A 15,295-nucleotide genomic window follows, 5' to 3' on the forward strand; every position below is an offset into this window, starting at 1 on the left:
ATTAATCTCCTTCGACTGCAGTTTGCAATGACAATAGTAAACTGTCTTCCGACACTTTATCCTCGATATAACAATTTCCAACTGCTCTCATTAATATAAAGCGCAAACTCCTATCTTTTATCTTTTTATCTTGAGACATTAATGCACGTAGCTCATTAAGGTCAATATCCACAGGAATTCTGCGTGGTAATTTGGCCATCATGAGCATTTTATCAACCAAGTGTAACTCTTTTTCATCAATTTGAGCGAGCTTATAAGAAAGTAAAGCAGCACAATAAATCCCAATAGCAACCGCTTCTCCGTGCAACCAACGGTTATAATGTGTATAGGCTTCTAATGCATGGGCAAAAGTATGTCCCAGATTTAATAATGCGCGCTGCCCTGTTTCCCGTTCATCCGCTTCAACAACTTCTGCTTTTATCTGGCAACTCTGGGCAATAATAGCTGACAATTTCTCGGAGTGGTTTGCATCTAATCCATCTTCTAAAGCAGAGTAAACCAGATCAAAGAATTCACCCCCGGCCAGTACAGCATACTTGATCACTTCAGCCAGTCCAGCACGAAATTCTCTTTTAGGCAGAGTTTGCAAAGTGTTTAAATCGATAATTACTGCATGGGGTTGATGAAAACTACCGATCATATTCTTTGCTTGAGGATGATTAATCGCTGTTTTTCCACCTATGGATGCATCGACTTGAGCTAACAAAGTAGTTGGTATTTGCAAAAAACGAACGCCTCGTTGATAGGTAGATGCTGCAAAACCAGTAATATCACCGATGACACCTCCCCCCAAAGCGATCAAGGTAGTATCACGATGATGTTGTTTGGCTATTAGAGTGTCATAAATCGTAAATAAGCTCGTTTGATTTTTAAACGCTTCACCATCTTCAAGGATAACCGTATCACATTGACGATCAGCAAAAACAGATTGCATATAACTTAGATAAAGCGGAGCAATCGTAGTATTGGTCACTATCAAGACCTGCTTCGACAATACATAATGACGCAGCAGCTCTTCATCGTTTAAAGCATGATGCCCAATAAGAATAGGATAGTCATGTCCAGGCAAGTGGACAATTAATTTTTGGTCTAATTCAAATTTCGCCATAGATGTATTTAATAATATTATTAGCCACTGCTTTCACAGTTAATTTGTCTGTTTCAAAACTGATATCAGCCAATTCATCATAAAACGGTTCTCTTTCATCACGCAGCATTTCCAACCGTCCCTCTAAATCATCTGTTTGTAGCAATGGACGTTTAGTATCACGTTTCGTTCGTTCATATTGTTGCTGTAAAGAGGTTTTGAGATAAATAACCGTACCACGGCCTGCAAGAGCATTGCGATTTTCAGGAGTCATCACTACCCCACCACCTGTTGCTAAAACAATATTGCTCTTTTGAGTTAACTCATCGATCACTTTCTGCTCACGGCGACGAAATCCATCTTCACCTTCGATATCAAAAATCCAGGAAATATCTGCTCCTGCACGCTCTTCGATCACTTCGTCAGAATCATAGAACTCAAGCTTGAGCTCCTTTGCCAAAGTACGGCCTATTGTACTCTTACCTGCTCCCATCGGCCCTATTAGAAATATATTGCGTACTTTAACTATGCTCATTTTAAATTACATACCCCTTTTTCACTGTAACATTGGGAAACTGACCCCAAGTTTGATTAACATGGTAGCTTTAAGGATCTTTTACTAGCTAATGAATAGATCTCAATGGCTTACCAAACTTGTCCAACTCAATACCTCCTGCAAACGCTTGCCTTTGTCCTTTTATCGTTACTCCTGACAAGTTGTTTGTTATTATCCTAGGAGTAATGAAAATGAGCAACTCCTCATTTTTAACTACCGTCGTATTATTTCTAAATAATTGCCCTACAACAGGCAATTCTCCTAAGAAAGGAACACGATTGAGCGCTTTGTATTTATCTTGTTTATAAATACCTCCTAAAACAATCGTTTGTCCATCATTTATTAAGACGTTTGTTTGAATTTCCTTTGTTAAAATAGAAGGAACCCCATTAAATATTTTTACAGACGGTATATCTTGATTGATATGTATTTCCATCAAAATCTTACTATCTGGAGTAATTTGTGGTGTCACTTTTAAGCTAAGTACCGCTTTTTTAAACGAAATGGCAGTTGCTCCACTTAAGGTCGCTTCTTGGTATGGTATTTCTTCTCCTGACTCAATAACAGCAGCTTGTTGGTTGGTAGTTATGAGCCTTGGATTAGCAATTATTTCTCCTTTTCCTTCACTTTCAAGTGCAGAAAGTTCTAAATCAAGAAGTATCCCATTGCCTAATTTAGCTAAAGCAATGCCGACAGATGCTGGGGATGCTGAAAGAGGCACCGCAGCGAGGTCGAGGTTTAAACGCTCAGACAGAGGAGAATTCTCCTGCGAACCACTCGTTTCTACTATTTGCTTGCTATCCCTTAACCGACCCATTATGTGTTCTGGCCTGGAGATACCAAAGCGGATACCCAGATCTCTCACAAAATCTTTCGACGCGTTAACTATGCGCGCCTCAATTAAAACTTGTTTCACAGGCACATCAAGGCGCCTTACAAATTCTCTTACCTTTTCAAGCTGAGACTGAACATCCTGTATCCATATCGTATTAGTTCTGGGGTCCACACTTAGACTCCCGCGAGAGGATAACAGTTTAGCATTTTGATCTCTTAATAAATTAGCAATATCAGTCGCTTTTGCATAGTTAATTTGAAATAAGTCTATTTGTAGAGGGACTAAACTACTTAAATCGCTCTCTACACTAAATTCTTTTTTTTCAAGCTCTATGATTTCATCAACAGGAGCTATCAGCATAACATTGCCTATTTTACGCTTAGTTAAAGACCTGGTTGTAAGAATAATGTCCAACGCACGGTCCCAAGGAATATCGTTCAAACGCAAGCTAATATTACCGCTTACTTTATCACTGACTACTATGTTTATTCCAGTAAAATTAGCCATTAATTGCAGAAGAGCTCTAACCTTAATATTCTGAAAATTCAGAGAGATAGTTTTGCCCTTAAATGTTTTTTCTTTAAAAGGCAGCTGCATGACTCTTTCTGTTTTATTTTCTTGCTGAACAGCCTTGGCTTTTACTCGCTCGAAGTCATTATTCTTGGCGAACAAATGACCACCACTCATAAATAATATGAGTGCCAGGATAATTTTGTCCAAAATCCACTCCTAAATAGCCCATTTCATCACTTCAATCTATCCAAAATGAAGTGCTTTGACTTGCCTTATCCATTGACCTGTAACAAGAGTTTTCCCTTCTATTAGCAGGGAATCTTCTTTGATATCGATAACTTTCCAGTTATTTTTTTCCAAATAACCACCTAATCCTACCGATGACAATTCTCCATTAGGCCAACTAATAATCGCCCATAAAAAAGAATCTTGTTTCAACACCCCGTTATAACGAATAGATTCAACAGAAGATGATTTTAATAATTGCTTATCTTTAGTGAAAATAGCATTAGCTTTATGGCGAGATAATTTTGCTATAAATGGATCGCTATTTTGATGCATTTTAGGGTAAAAAAAAGGAGACAACCTATTTAATGGAGGAATAGGATCAGCAGCTCGCATTAGCTGACTCTTTATCTTATTTAAATAGAGAGTTAGAGTATCTACCGAAGCATGAGAACTTGTTAAATTTAATAAAAAGAAAAATGCTACAATCCATTTATTCATCATAATTATTATTTTTATATTGATAAATTTTTGCTCTCATTGTCATACGCAACAAGCTATACGACTCTATTTTTGCACTATTTTTTTGCTCATTATTAGCTAACTTTCTTAGATCAAAATCACAGAATTGAATTAAACGATTAAACTGTAAAATTCGACTTAAAAATATTGATAATTGCTGATACTCTCCAATCATTACCATGTTAACAGTAATTTCATTCAGAAAATTCTTGGACTCAGCTAATCGAGGAGCAAAAAGCTCCATGACAAGACCAGACTCAGTTCCAGCTTTTGAGATGTCATTTAATAAATTATAAATTTCATCTTTCTTTGTCACTACTTTCAATTTTTCTTTGTAAACTTTTTCTAATGATATAAATTGTTTTTGATAGGCCAACACATTAGCCTTTTCCTGTTTTTCTTCAAACTCTATTCGCAAATTATTTTCCTCAGTCAATAAGCTGTTATATTGATAAACGTCCGATCTTAAAATAGGCCAATAGCCGAACCCAACACATAGGGTCAAAGTGAAAACTAGTAGGCAATACCGCTGAATCACTGACAATCGGTTGAAAGATTCCCAATTTATTTCGCTATAAATCAATTTATTCATTGGTGAGTTGCTTTTTAAAATTTGCTTTGAGAATTAAGCTAAGATTAAAAATTTTTTGGCTTGAATTGTTAGCCTTTTTAATCTCAATAAGACTTGGTTTTTCCATCCATGGGTTTCGCTTTATTTTGCGCATCAAGGTGGTTATTGTCTCATTTAATTCGGCGATACCCTGCAAAACCACTTTCTTGCCTTTTCGCTGCATTCGGTTGAGAAAAGCATCCTCAGGAATTAACTTAGTCAACTCATCAAATAGATGGATAATTAAGTAACCATCATTTTGTATCCTTTGTAAAAAAAATATTCTCTTAATTAATTCTTCCTTTCGTTTTTTGATCTTTTCAATTCCTTCTATTTGCCCATTCACTAGGACAATTTCTTCTCTAAGGCGTTGGATGCGATTATTCTGAATATGAGTCAACTCATACATCGCATAATGCACCATTAAACAAATAAGGGTAATGAGTAATAAACCAACCCCAAGAATAATAATGAATTTCTGTTTTTCTTTCTTACGTTTTGTCTGGCGCCAGGGTAATAAATTAATTTCAACTAGCATGATATTGCCCTCAAAGCCAAACCCATAGCGACTGAGAAAGATGGTGCAAGCTGAGTAAGTTCTTCCACATTGAGATAATTAGGGACAATCAAACCATTAAGTGGATTGGCGACTTGGGTTGAAATATTCACTGCTTCTTGAATGAGTTTGGACAGATGAATGAAATTAGCCCCCTCACCTGCTAAATAAAGCTGGTCAATATTCTCATAGTGAAAATTTGCGAAGAAAAACTGCAAATTCCGTTTAACGTGCAGCAAAATCCAATCAGAATCAGATTTATCCATTTCTAATCTGAGATTTTGTCTAATAGAAGTCTGTTGAAATGCATCAAATAATTGTTGGTTACTCAATGCTTCTTCACCGGTATAGATAATTCTTCCATTGTGTATGATGCATAAGCGGGTAAATTGATTGCCTAGCTCAATAATGCCAATAACTTTATTCTGACTTGTTAACCGCCCGATAGCCCGGGCAATTGCATGCGACTCAAGCTCAACAAGCTTGACTTTTAAGCCAGCATTGCTGATCGCATTGACACGTTTATCAATGTTTTCAGCTTTGGAAATGACAAGCAAAATATCAAGCATTCCAGCAAAGTCGCTACTCGCACCCAATACAGCAAAATCTATGTTAATTTTTTCAGAGGAGAAAATAAGTGATTTATTGGCTTCATGGATTACTAGTTCTTCGAGTTCTAAATCAGTTAGATTATCAACAAGTTGAATTGTTTTAGTGATAACTATCGAGTCTGGAAGAGCAATAGCAGTGTGTTTTGCAGTTGAATTGAGGTCTGATAGCAGTTTTCTGAGTATCTCACTGAGCTCATTAGTGTTCGCAGATTCCACCAGGTTTGATGGTAAAGATTGACAGGCATAAGCTTCAATACGGGGTTTTTCGTCCTGACAAGACATTTCAATCACTCTGATTGCTGTTGGACCAAGATCTATACCCAGCACTGAACGACATTGGGTTCGGAATCGTTTAAGCACCCTCTACTCCATTTATTTGCATGTGTTGGACTATTTTCAATGCTGAAAAAACTTTTTCCATTCAAGCTTTTTCAGCGCCGCCATCATAACTGAGTCTTTGGAAAAAATAAATTTTTTTGTGTGATTTAGTTTGCATTAAGAGCATGAAAATTATACTAAATATCTTTCAATTATCTATTTGAGCAAGGCTTGCGCTCATCGTATTATTTTAATATAGTGAATCACTCGGAGAGTTGGTTTTGGTATCAGTTCACAATTACAAGGAGTATCTATGTCTGATTTAAAAAGAATGATGAGAGCACTGGCTGTTTCTATAATCCGCTATAACGAAGCGCAAACTGAAAAAAATCAATCAGCTCTCTCTCGACTTAAGAAACCTCATGATGAATTGATTAGCGATCTCGAGGAGCTTATTAAAGAAGCAACTCAGAGTTATGATTCCAGAACTCCGGTACTCAATTATCTTCTTTATCTCATCAAAAAATTTAAACCTATGGTAGATGAGACTAAGCCACTTGATGACACTCATTATCAAGAAATAGAAAATAACTTGGTTGATTTCATACTAAATATGAAGAAATTAAGAGAGCTTTCTCATTCCGATAAAACAAATATTGAGTACGATGGTAAGAAAGAAGCGATGTTTGGCTTCATCCGTGGCGTTTTAAAAAGCTATACTCCCTGCATTTCAGCGCAAATCATAGAAAAAATTATTTTTATTCCCTTCGAACTTGAATTTAGTACATCCGAAGCTGGAGTGAGAGAAACAATCAAAGCGCTAGTTGAGGCCCATAAAACGGAAGTTAGAGAAAATTATGATTTACAAGCCAAAGATGAGAGCTTAGAGGCAGAAAATAAGCAACTTAAGGAACGAAATGGAAAACTATTCCTTGCAGTTCAGGAAAAAGAAGAAGAGCTAAAACGATTGCAAGCAAAACATTCCGCATTAGAGGCAACACATCTTAGTTCTATCGAAAATGAAAATCGGTTAAGAGAGTTAGAAGGAAAATTTGCTGAACTGAGTGTTGTCAATGAAGAAAATAAGAACAAATTAAGTTTGTTACAGCAAGAAAACGCTGAACTTAAAGAAAAATTCGATGCTTCGCCAGTTAAGACAACTTCTTTAACTCGAGATTTACCTGGGCAAATTGGAGAATCACCAGCATTGCCGATTATTCCCGGCAGCTATACTCGATTACTTGGACCCCATCGCAACTCCCTCTTTCCAGGAACGTTTTTTCATTATCCAGTTACTCCCATTTTGAGTCCGTCTACGCCTATTGGAGTCACTCCCTTCTCTCTTACTCCTAAAGGGAGTGACACTCCCTAGTAGACAATCTTAGAGCATCTGGAAAATCTCCGTGGCTTATCCACGGAGTTGCTTTTAAATAGGGTTAGAAGGTATTTGCGATCCCGATCCATGGACCTCGCGTTTAAAGCGGAATCGCTGGGTCTGCTTATTTTCACGAGTTTTCACTATAATTCGCAAAATACTATTAAATAGCGCTATAATCAGCAAATTCAATCTATACATCTATAATACTCGTCTCATGAAAAAACCCGCATATTTCTGGCGCAAAGGGATTTGGGCATTGGTTAGCCTTTTCTTTCTTTTTATTGTTTGCGCAAGTTTCCTCTATCTATACCTTGAAAGCCAGCTTCCCAGCGTCGAATCGTTGAAAACGGTTCATTTGCAAGTTCCTTTACGAATTTACACTCAAGACGGCTTCCTTATTCAGGAATATGGCGAAAAAAGACGCATACCGGCTACCTATGAAGAAATACCACCTATGCTGGTTCATGCCCTTTTAGCAACTGAAGATCAACGCTTCTTTGAACATCCAGGTGTGGATATTTTTGGTTTAGGCCGAGCAACAGTGCGTATGATCCAAACAGGAACAAAATCACAAGGCGGTAGTACGATCACCATGCAGGTTGCGCGTAACTTCTTCCTAACGCGCAAAAAAACCTTTTTACGTAAATTCAATGAAATTTTGCTGGCAATTAAAATTGATAGAGAACTAAGTAAAGAGAAAATTCTCGAACTCTATCTTAATAAAATTTATCTCGGAAACCGTGCTTACGGCGTGGGTGCTGCAGCCATGGTTTACTACGGAAAATCCTTGAAAGAATTAAATCTTGCTGAAATAGCCATGATCGCTGGCTTGCCTCAAGCGCCCTCAACGCAAAACCCCATTGCTAATCCTCTGGCAGCCAAGAAGCGTCGAGACCACGTGTTAGAGCGTCTACTCGAAGAAAAATTTATCACCGAAAAAGAATGCCAGGAGGCAATAAGCCAGCCTATTACAGCGAAATATCATGGTACAAATGTACAAGTTAATGCGCCTTATGTGGCAGAAATGATACGCCAATCCATGTTCGAACATTTTGGAACCAAAGCTTATACCAAAGGCTATAAGGTTTACACCACGATCAAAGGACCTCTACAAACGGCAGCTAATCAAGTCGTTACGAATAATCTTCTCGCTTATGATCGTCGCCATGGCTACAGAGGACCTGTTGCTAATATCGGTGGCGTTGATGATCAATCAACTGAATCATTGCATAAAATTCTTGTTCAATACCCCATTATTAATGATCTTGAGCCGGTTGTTATTTTATCTGTCGGTGAAAAAGAAGCCTCCGCTACAACCCGCTATGGATTAAAATTTACCATTCCCTGGGAAGGATTATCCTGGGCCAGACCAGCACTTAAAAACGGTTGGATGGGCAAAGCCCCGACCAAAGCAAGACAAGTCGTTAAAGTGGGTGATATTGTCTACGTGCGTAATCAAAGCGAACTCTGGCAATTATCCCAAGTGCCGCAAGTGGAAGCAGCGCTTGTTGCTTTAAATCCAAATAATGGCGCCTTGGAAGCTTTAGTCGGTGGGTTTAATTTCCAGAAGAGTAAATTTAACCGTGCAACGCAATCAGAGAGACAACCTGGTTCAAGCTTTAAACCTTTTATTTATGCCGCAGCTTTAAATAAAGGTTATACTCTTGCCACGCTGGTCAATGATGCACCTGTCGTTGTTGATGATCCCAGCCAAGCAAATTTATGGCGTCCGCATAATGATAATTTAACCTTTAACGGGCCAACTCGACTTAAGGATGCTTTAGTTCGGTCGCGAAATTTAGTCTCTATTCGTGTTCTGGATGATATCGGCTTTGATTATGCCATTGATTTCATTAGTCATTTTGGCTTCCGTAAATCAAGCCTGCCAAGGGCCTTATCTTTAGCGCTAGGTAGTCTTTCAGTCAGCCCTATGGATTTAACAACCGCCTATGCTGTTTTTGCCAATGGTGGGTATAAAATTGAACCTTTCTTAATTGATCATATTACTGACAATGACGGCAAAATTCTTTTACAAGCTAAACCGACGGTAGTTTGTAAAAATTGTGATCTAACTAAAGTAGATCCGTCTACTTTAGCACCGCGCGTCATTCCAGAAGACGTTGCCTTTTTGATGAACTCTGCATTAAAAGATGTTATTCAACATGGTACGGCTCGTGCTGCAAAAGTACTAAATCGTCAAGATCTCGCAGGCAAAACTGGAACGACTAATGATCAGGTGGATGCTTGGTTTGCTGGCTTCAATTCTGAAATCGTTGTTACCACTTGGGTTGGTTTTGATATCCCGCAATCATTACATGAATACGCTGCTAATCTTGCTCTACCTTTATGGATAGATTTTATGAAAGTGGCGCTGTCGAACACTTCTGAGCAAGAATTAACTCAACCTCAAAATGTAGTTTCAGCTCTCATCGATCCAACTACAGGTTTGCTTGCTAAAAATAATCAAACGAATGCGATTGTTGAATACTTCCGCGCGCAGGACATTCCCGGCTCCGAGGAATCTAATTCTTCAACATCAGTTTATAGTGATCCGACAATTACTGCAGAAAATTCAGCGGTTCAAGCATCAACTAATTCGCAAGAGCAGGAAAATTTGTTTTAAGTCTTAGGTGAAATGTTGTGCCAAGGATCAGATTGGCGAATCCACTTGGCTTGACCACGCCATGTTCAATAGGGCTAGAAAGTAGAGCGAGCTAAATCCATGGATCCCGCTATCAAAGCCTTCCAATTGGCCCTAATGGTAAGGTCAAAGTCGCGGGATTCGCTTTGATAGTAGATGGTATACTCAAGACAGTACCGACACTCACTAGCCAATCCAGCCCCTCTCTACTCACCTTATCTCTTCACTCTTTCAGCCCATCAATCTTATTTTATTTTTCACATATATAAGTAATAATAAGCACTCTTTATCCTGTGCAAGGATCTTAATGGCACATTCACAATACCGACCGGACATTGATGGTCTTCGTGCTATTGCCGTTCTCTCCGTGGTTTGTTTTCATGCCTTTCCTTCCTTACTGAAAGGAGGCTTCGTCGGTGTTGATATTTTCTTTATTATTTCAGGATTTTTAATTAGCAAAATTATTTTGGAGAATTTGGCTACCAACTGTTTTAGTTTTGTAGACTTTTACTCACGCCGCATAAAACGCATTTTTCCTGCACTTATTTTTGTATTAATGAGCTGCTATTTATTCGGTTGGTTTATGCTTCTCGGCGATGAATATAAGCAACTGGGTAGGCATATGACTTCAGGTGCAGGATTTATTTCTAATTTTACCTTCTGGGGTGAGGCTGGATATTTCGATAATATTGCTGAAAAAAAACCTTTTTTACATTTGTGGTCTTTAGCTATCGAAGAGCAATTCTATATTATTTGGCCACTTTTACTTTGGTTAGCTTGTAAACGAAAATTCAATCTTTTAATGCTCATCCTAACCATTATTTTAATCTCATTTGGATTTAATGTTGCCAAAGTTCATCACCAAAGTATTGAAGCATTTTACTCGCCTATCAGCCGTTTTTGGGAGTTATTGACTGGTGCATTATTAGCCTACCTAACCCTTTACCCTGTTAAGTGGACTGTCGATCTGAAATTTCGAATTAATGAGAAAGATCAACATCTGGTTTTAGCTCATGGGCAAAAAAAACTAGCTCATTATCAATCGTTATTCGGCTTTATTTTAATTAGCTTAGCCCTTCTCTTAATTGATAAAAGAAAGGATTTTCCAGGGTGGTGGGCTTTGTTACCTTGCGTAGGTAGTTATTATATTATTGTCGCAGGTCCCCAAGCCTGGTTAAACCGAGTTATTCTTTCTAATCCTGTCATGAAGTGGCTAGGTTTAATTAGTTATCCACTTTATCTATGGCACTGGCCTTTGTTGTCATTCGGACATATTTTTTTAGGTGAGCTAATTCCGACTAAAATCACCTTGATTTTGATAGCACTTAGCATTATTTTTGCCTGGCTTACTTTTCAATTTATTGAAAAACCACTGCGCTTTAGTCAACAAAGCAGAGTTAAAGTTGGATTAGTTTTTACTATGCTTCTAATGGGCATTATTGGTTACCAAACCGATAAATATGATGGTTTTAGTTTTCGCTTAAAAGATCGCGGCGATTATGCGGATTTTTTTGAAAATTCTCAACCAAGACTAAAGTATATTGTCGAAAATAATATAGGAAAAAAATACAGGAACGAATGCAACTTCTATGATATTGACGCTTATGCCCATGAACATGCCACAGAAATACCTATACCATCTATTGCTGAGAGCTGCCAAACAGCAAAAACGGATGTATCTGTCTTTCTCTGGGGCGATTCTCATGCTCAACAGCTCTATTATGGCTTAGCCAAAACTCTGCCTAAAGATATTTCCGTACTGCAAGTAGCAAGTTCTGGTTGCCAACCAACATGGGTGGATAGACCTCTCGCCAAAAACGATAATTTCTGTGTTGTATCCAATAAAGTTGCTCTAGATACGGTTAGAAAAGAACGTCCTAAAATTGTCATTTTGGCCCAGGCCATACAACATGAAAATAACGACAACTTAGATAAAATAATTATGGAATTGAAGAAAATAGGTATTGAGAAAATTTTCGTCTTAGGCCCAGTACCTCAGTGGAATATTCCCTTGCATAAATTGGTTCTTAATAAATATTGGCACTACACCCCTAAACGGTTGACTCAAGAGAATATTAGGCCGGATATTTTGTCCACTGAGTGGACTATGAAGAAGAAATATTTGAATGCTACAAATGGCATACGCTATGTTTCTTTATGGGATTTTTTCTGTAATAGAAAAGGTTGTATCTCTTATGTTAATGATAATAGGCGTGAAGGTTTAGTAACTTGGGACGCCGCTCATCTTACACCTCTCGCTTCGATTTTTTTGGCAAAGGGCTTATTGCAACCCTTGATTTTATCTGAACTACAGCCCTATCGTCAGCAATTAGCTGCTCAAGCTCAGTCTAAGACCTTGCAGAAAGTGTAGTTGAATAGATGCCGCTGAATTACGCAAGATTTCTCCACCTCACGCCTTGGTGGAGTGTAATGATTATTCAATTGATACTGCGAATCCCCGCGGCGTCGACCGCGGGGGTCCATATAACCCGCTAACTCGCCAAGGCATCCGTAGCGGCAACGTATTCATAGCCTAAATCACGAGCAACTGCTTCATAAGTAATCATACCTTTGTGAACATTCAACCCATTCAATAAATGGCCGTCACTTAATAAAGCCAGCTTAACTCCTTTAGTAACCAAACTCATCACAAAGGGCAGCGTCGCGTTGTTGAGTGCGAAGGTGGAGGTGCGAGGAACGGCGCCTGGCATATTGGCGACGCAGTAATGAACAACATTGTCCACCACATAAGTCGGTTCTTGATGCGTCGTTGGCTTACTCGTTTCAAAGCAACCGCCCTGATCGATGGCGACATCAACCACCACAGAGCCTGGCCGCATTGTTTTTAACATAGTACGACTCACTAGCTTAGGAGCTGCTGCACCTGGAACAAGTACTGCTCCGATGACTAAATCGGCCGCGGCTACATATTGTTCTAAAGCTTCAACCGTTGCATAAATTGTATTGAGCTTTGAGCCGAACTGAAAATCAAGTTCTCGCAAACGACATAATGATTTATCTAACACAGTAACGCGAGCTTCCATACCCATGGCCATGCGCACGGCATTAGTTCCCACTACACCGCCGCCAATTACCACGACATTTGCCGGTGCGACACCAGGTACACCGCCTAATAAAACTCCAGAGCCTCCTTGTGCCATCTCCAGGCAGTGTGCTCCTGCTTGAATAGACATTCTTCCAGCGACCTGTGACATGGGTGTTAATAAAGGTAATCCACCATCATTTTGGGTCACTGTTTCGTAGGCAATTGCCGTGGCCCCAGATTCTTTGAGCAGTCGAGTTTGTTGAGGATCTGGCGCTAAATGCAAATAGGTAAATAGCGTCTGTCCTTCTCTTAAACGTCGGCATTCAATGGGTTGTGGTTCTTTTACTTTTACGATAAGTTCAGCGCGCTCAAAAATTTCATCGGGAGTGGCAACTATTTCTGCTCCTGCCGCACTGTAGTGGTCATCACTAATGCCAATTCCCAATCCTGCCCCTTTTTCCACTAAAACTGTACTGCCAGTGCGTACAATTTCTCTAACGCTTGCAGGTACAAGACCTACGCGATTTTCTTGCGATTTTATTTCCTTTGGAACTCCAACAAACATAATATATTCCTTCTAAATTGTTAGCCTAATCTTTCTTAATTTTCCTTTATTTGCTTAATCATTTGCGGAATCAATTCAAACAAATCACCAACCAAACCATAAGTAGCAATTTGGAAAATTGGAGCCTCAGCATCCTTGTTAATCGCTACGATGACTTTTGAATCTTTCATTCCTGCCAAATGCTGTATTGCTCCAGAAATACCAACAGCAATGTATAAGGTAGGAGCAATCACTTTTCCAGTCTGACCAACCTGGAAGTCATTCGGGACAAAACCAGCATCAACAGCAGCTCTTGATGCACCCACAGCAGCACCTAAAGCATCAGCAAGTTCTTCAATTAATTTAAATTTCTCTGCACTTTGCAGACCGCGTCCACCGGAAACAACGATTTTAGCACTACTTAGATCAGGACGTTCTGAGCGACTTAGTTCGTGCTTGATGAAATGAGAATTCTTTTCTTCAACCAGTTTATCAATCTGGTCAATAGAACAAGGACTTTGTGTTTCATTAATGGCATCAAACGCGGTTGTACGAATCGTTAAGACTTTAATTTTGTCCAAAACTCGTACTGTTTCAATCGCATTACCTGCATAGATTGGATGCTCAAACGTGTTTTGATCAATGATCCGACTTACATCGGAAACTTGCGCCACATCTAATTTTGCGGCAACACGGGGTAATAAATTTTTACCAAAAGTAGATGCAGGAGCAAGGATTGCCGAAAATGAAGAAGCCATTGCGACGACTAATTCACTCATATTTTCTGCAAGCTGGTGAGCATAGCAAGAATTATCAACCAACCAAACTGCGTGCACTCCGGCCATAGCGGCGGCTTGCTCAGCTACCTTATGACAGTCATGGCCTACGACAAGTAAGACCGGATTTTTATCTAATTGCAATGCAGCTGCAAAAGTATTACGTGTCGCCGCATGCATCTGCTGGTTATCGTGTTCAACAATGACTAAAGTGCTCATAATTTCCTCCTGATTAAAGCACCTTGGCTTCTTCTTTTAATTTTTTCAGTAGTTCTTCAACTGAATCCACCTTGATCCCTCCACCACGAGTTGGAGGTGCCGTTACCGCAAGAATTTCGATATGATTTTTGAGTTCTAAGCCCAGTGTATCTAAATCAAGCACTGACAAAGGTTTGGACTTCGCTTTCATAATGTTGGGTAAACTAGCATAGCGCGGTTCATTTAAGCGAAGATCAACAGAAATTACTGCCGGTAAAGTCATGCCGAGCGTTTCCAAACCGCCATCTATTTCACGAGTTGTTTTTATAGAGCGGCCCTCGATATTCAGTTCAGAGATAAAGGTTGCTTGAGGCCAATTCAGCAGTGCTGCTAGCATTTGCGGCGTTTGATTGTTATCTCCATCAATCGTCTGTTTTCCCATTAAAATCATATCAGGTTGCTCATCCATAGCAATTTTTTGCAAAATTTTTGCAATATTAAGACTACAATGATTAGAGTCGGTTTTAACGAGGATTGCCCGATTCGCCCCCAAGGCTAAAGCCTGTCTCAACGTTTCTTGGCTAGCATCAGAGCCTATTGTTACAGCGATTACTTCTGTTGCAATTTTTTGTTCAAGCAAGCGGATTGCTTGTTCTATTGCAATCTCATCAAAAGGGTTCATGGACATTTTGACGTTTTGCTTTTCCACACCCGTGCCATCTGCTTTAACTCGCACCTTGACGTAGGGGTCTACTACTCGCTTCACTGCAACTAGAATTTTCATAGTTCCTCACTGGAATTTCAAATCAGTTCAGCATATTGCCAGAGATGGTAGCTCCAATTCAACAGGATGAACGAAAAACCAACGATCTCTTGATA

Annotated in this window: 12 protein-coding genes and 1 pseudogene; 3 read left to right on the forward strand and 10 right to left on the reverse strand. The window is 39.2% G+C overall.

Annotated features, from left to right (window positions below; translation table 11 throughout):
- Position 1: 1 nt before the first annotated feature.
- From aroB to pilM, 7 genes and pseudogenes are all read right to left on the reverse strand, one after another.
- Complete coding sequence (gene aroB, locus Ldro_RS09975) at positions 2–1,108, reverse strand: 3-dehydroquinate synthase (RefSeq protein ID WP_058496275.1); 1,107 nt, start codon at positions 1,106–1,108, stop codon at positions 2–4.
- Positions 1,095–1,622 (reverse strand): shikimate kinase AroK, encoded by a 528-nt coding sequence (aroK, locus tag Ldro_RS09980; protein WP_083497950.1) that lies wholly within the window; start codon positions 1,620–1,622, stop codon positions 1,095–1,097. Before aroK ends, aroB begins: the two co-directional genes overlap by 14 nt.
- An 88-nt stretch (positions 1,623–1,710) precedes the next feature.
- A pseudogene (locus Ldro_RS09985) lies at positions 1,711–3,084 on the reverse strand (type IV pilus secretin PilQ); the annotation flags it as partial.
- Positions 3,085–3,234: 150 nt separating this feature from the next.
- Complete coding sequence (locus Ldro_RS09990; RefSeq protein ID WP_058496277.1) at positions 3,235–3,720, reverse strand: pilus assembly protein PilP; 486 nt, start codon at positions 3,718–3,720, stop codon at positions 3,235–3,237.
- Positions 3,710–4,330: a type IV pilus inner membrane component PilO gene (locus Ldro_RS09995; RefSeq protein WP_058496278.1), complete on the reverse strand. Its 621-nt coding sequence runs from the start codon at positions 4,328–4,330 to the stop codon at positions 3,710–3,712. Before Ldro_RS09995 ends, Ldro_RS09990 begins: the two co-directional genes overlap by 11 nt.
- Positions 4,323–4,886, reverse strand: coding sequence for a PilN domain-containing protein (locus Ldro_RS10000; protein ID WP_058496279.1), 564 nt, complete (start codon positions 4,884–4,886; stop codon positions 4,323–4,325). The genes Ldro_RS09995 and Ldro_RS10000 overlap by 8 nt, the downstream gene beginning before the upstream one ends.
- On the reverse strand, positions 4,880–5,875 hold the full coding sequence (pilM, locus tag Ldro_RS10005; protein ID WP_058496280.1) for a type IV pilus biogenesis protein PilM: 996 nt from the start codon (positions 5,873–5,875) through the stop codon (positions 4,880–4,882). The genes Ldro_RS10000 and pilM overlap by 7 nt, the downstream gene beginning before the upstream one ends.
- Before the next feature lie 271 nt (positions 5,876–6,146).
- On the opposite strand from pilM, the gene Ldro_RS10010 reads away from it, so the two are divergent.
- The 3 genes from Ldro_RS10010 (at position 6,147) to Ldro_RS10020 (ending at position 12,223) form a co-directional block, all read left to right on the forward strand.
- On the forward strand, positions 6,147–7,205 hold the full coding sequence (locus Ldro_RS10010; protein WP_058496281.1) for a hypothetical protein: 1,059 nt from the start codon (positions 6,147–6,149) through the stop codon (positions 7,203–7,205).
- A gap of 220 nt (positions 7,206–7,425) precedes the next feature.
- Positions 7,426–9,834: a penicillin-binding protein 1A gene (locus Ldro_RS10015; protein WP_058496282.1), complete on the forward strand. Its 2,409-nt coding sequence runs from the start codon at positions 7,426–7,428 to the stop codon at positions 9,832–9,834.
- Positions 9,835–10,159: 325 nt separating this feature from the next.
- The gene (locus tag Ldro_RS10020) at positions 10,160–12,223 is read left to right on the forward strand and encodes an acyltransferase family protein (RefSeq protein WP_058496283.1); all 2,064 of its coding nucleotides are present in this window, start codon (positions 10,160–10,162) and stop codon (positions 12,221–12,223) included.
- A 121-nt stretch (positions 12,224–12,344) separates the two neighbouring features.
- Here the strand turns inward: Ldro_RS10020 and ald are convergent, their stop codons facing one another.
- Genes ald through Ldro_RS10035 form a run of 3 tightly spaced genes read right to left on the reverse strand, consistent with a single transcriptional unit; the run spans position 12,345 to position 15,200 of the window.
- A complete protein-coding gene (gene ald, locus Ldro_RS10025; RefSeq protein ID WP_058496284.1) occupies positions 12,345–13,463 on the reverse strand; it encodes an alanine dehydrogenase in 1,119 nt (372 codons plus the stop codon).
- Positions 13,464–13,498: 35 nt separating this feature from the next.
- Positions 13,499–14,437 carry an electron transfer flavoprotein subunit alpha/FixB family protein gene (locus tag Ldro_RS10030; protein WP_058496285.1) on the reverse strand — a complete coding sequence of 313 codons (939 nt, stop codon included), beginning with the start codon at positions 14,435–14,437 and terminating at the stop codon, positions 13,499–13,501.
- A 13-nt stretch (positions 14,438–14,450) separates the two neighbouring features.
- On the reverse strand, positions 14,451–15,200 hold the full coding sequence (locus Ldro_RS10035; protein WP_058496286.1) for an electron transfer flavoprotein subunit beta/FixA family protein: 750 nt from the start codon (positions 15,198–15,200) through the stop codon (positions 14,451–14,453).
- Between the last annotated feature and the right edge of the window lie 95 nt (positions 15,201–15,295).

It is taken from the genome of Legionella drozanskii LLAP-1, assembly GCF_001467585.1.
Taxonomy (GTDB): domain Bacteria; phylum Pseudomonadota; class Gammaproteobacteria; order Legionellales; family Legionellaceae; genus Tatlockia; species Tatlockia drozanskii.

Coding starts and splice junctions, on each gene's coding strand:
- Ldro_RS10010 (WP_058496281.1), top strand. CDS start 6,147: ATGTCTGATTTAAAAAGAATGATGAGAGCACTGGCTGTTTCTATAATC.
- Ldro_RS10015 (WP_058496282.1), top strand. CDS start 7,426: ATGAAAAAACCCGCATATTTCTGGCGCAAAGGGATTTGGGCATTGGTT.
- Ldro_RS09995 (WP_058496278.1), bottom strand. CDS start 4,330: ATGAATAAATTGATTTATAGCGAAATAAATTGGGAATCTTTCAACCGA.
- Ldro_RS10030 (WP_058496285.1), bottom strand. CDS start 14,437: ATGAGCACTTTAGTCATTGTTGAACACGATAACCAGCAGATGCATGCG.
- Ldro_RS10035 (WP_058496286.1), bottom strand. CDS start 15,200: ATGAAAATTCTAGTTGCAGTGAAGCGAGTAGTAGACCCCTACGTCAAG.
- Ldro_RS10000 (WP_058496279.1), bottom strand. CDS start 4,886: ATGCTAGTTGAAATTAATTTATTACCCTGGCGCCAGACAAAACGTAAG.
- aroK (WP_083497950.1), bottom strand. CDS start 1,622: ATGAGCATAGTTAAAGTACGCAATATATTTCTAATAGGGCCGATGGGA.
- Ldro_RS10020 (WP_058496283.1), top strand. CDS start 10,160: ATGGCACATTCACAATACCGACCGGACATTGATGGTCTTCGTGCTATT.
- ald (WP_058496284.1), bottom strand. CDS start 13,463: ATGTTTGTTGGAGTTCCAAAGGAAATAAAATCGCAAGAAAATCGCGTA.
- Ldro_RS09990 (WP_058496277.1), bottom strand. CDS start 3,720: ATGATGAATAAATGGATTGTAGCATTTTTCTTTTTATTAAATTTAACA.
- aroB (WP_058496275.1), bottom strand. CDS start 1,108: ATGGCGAAATTTGAATTAGACCAAAAATTAATTGTCCACTTGCCTGGA.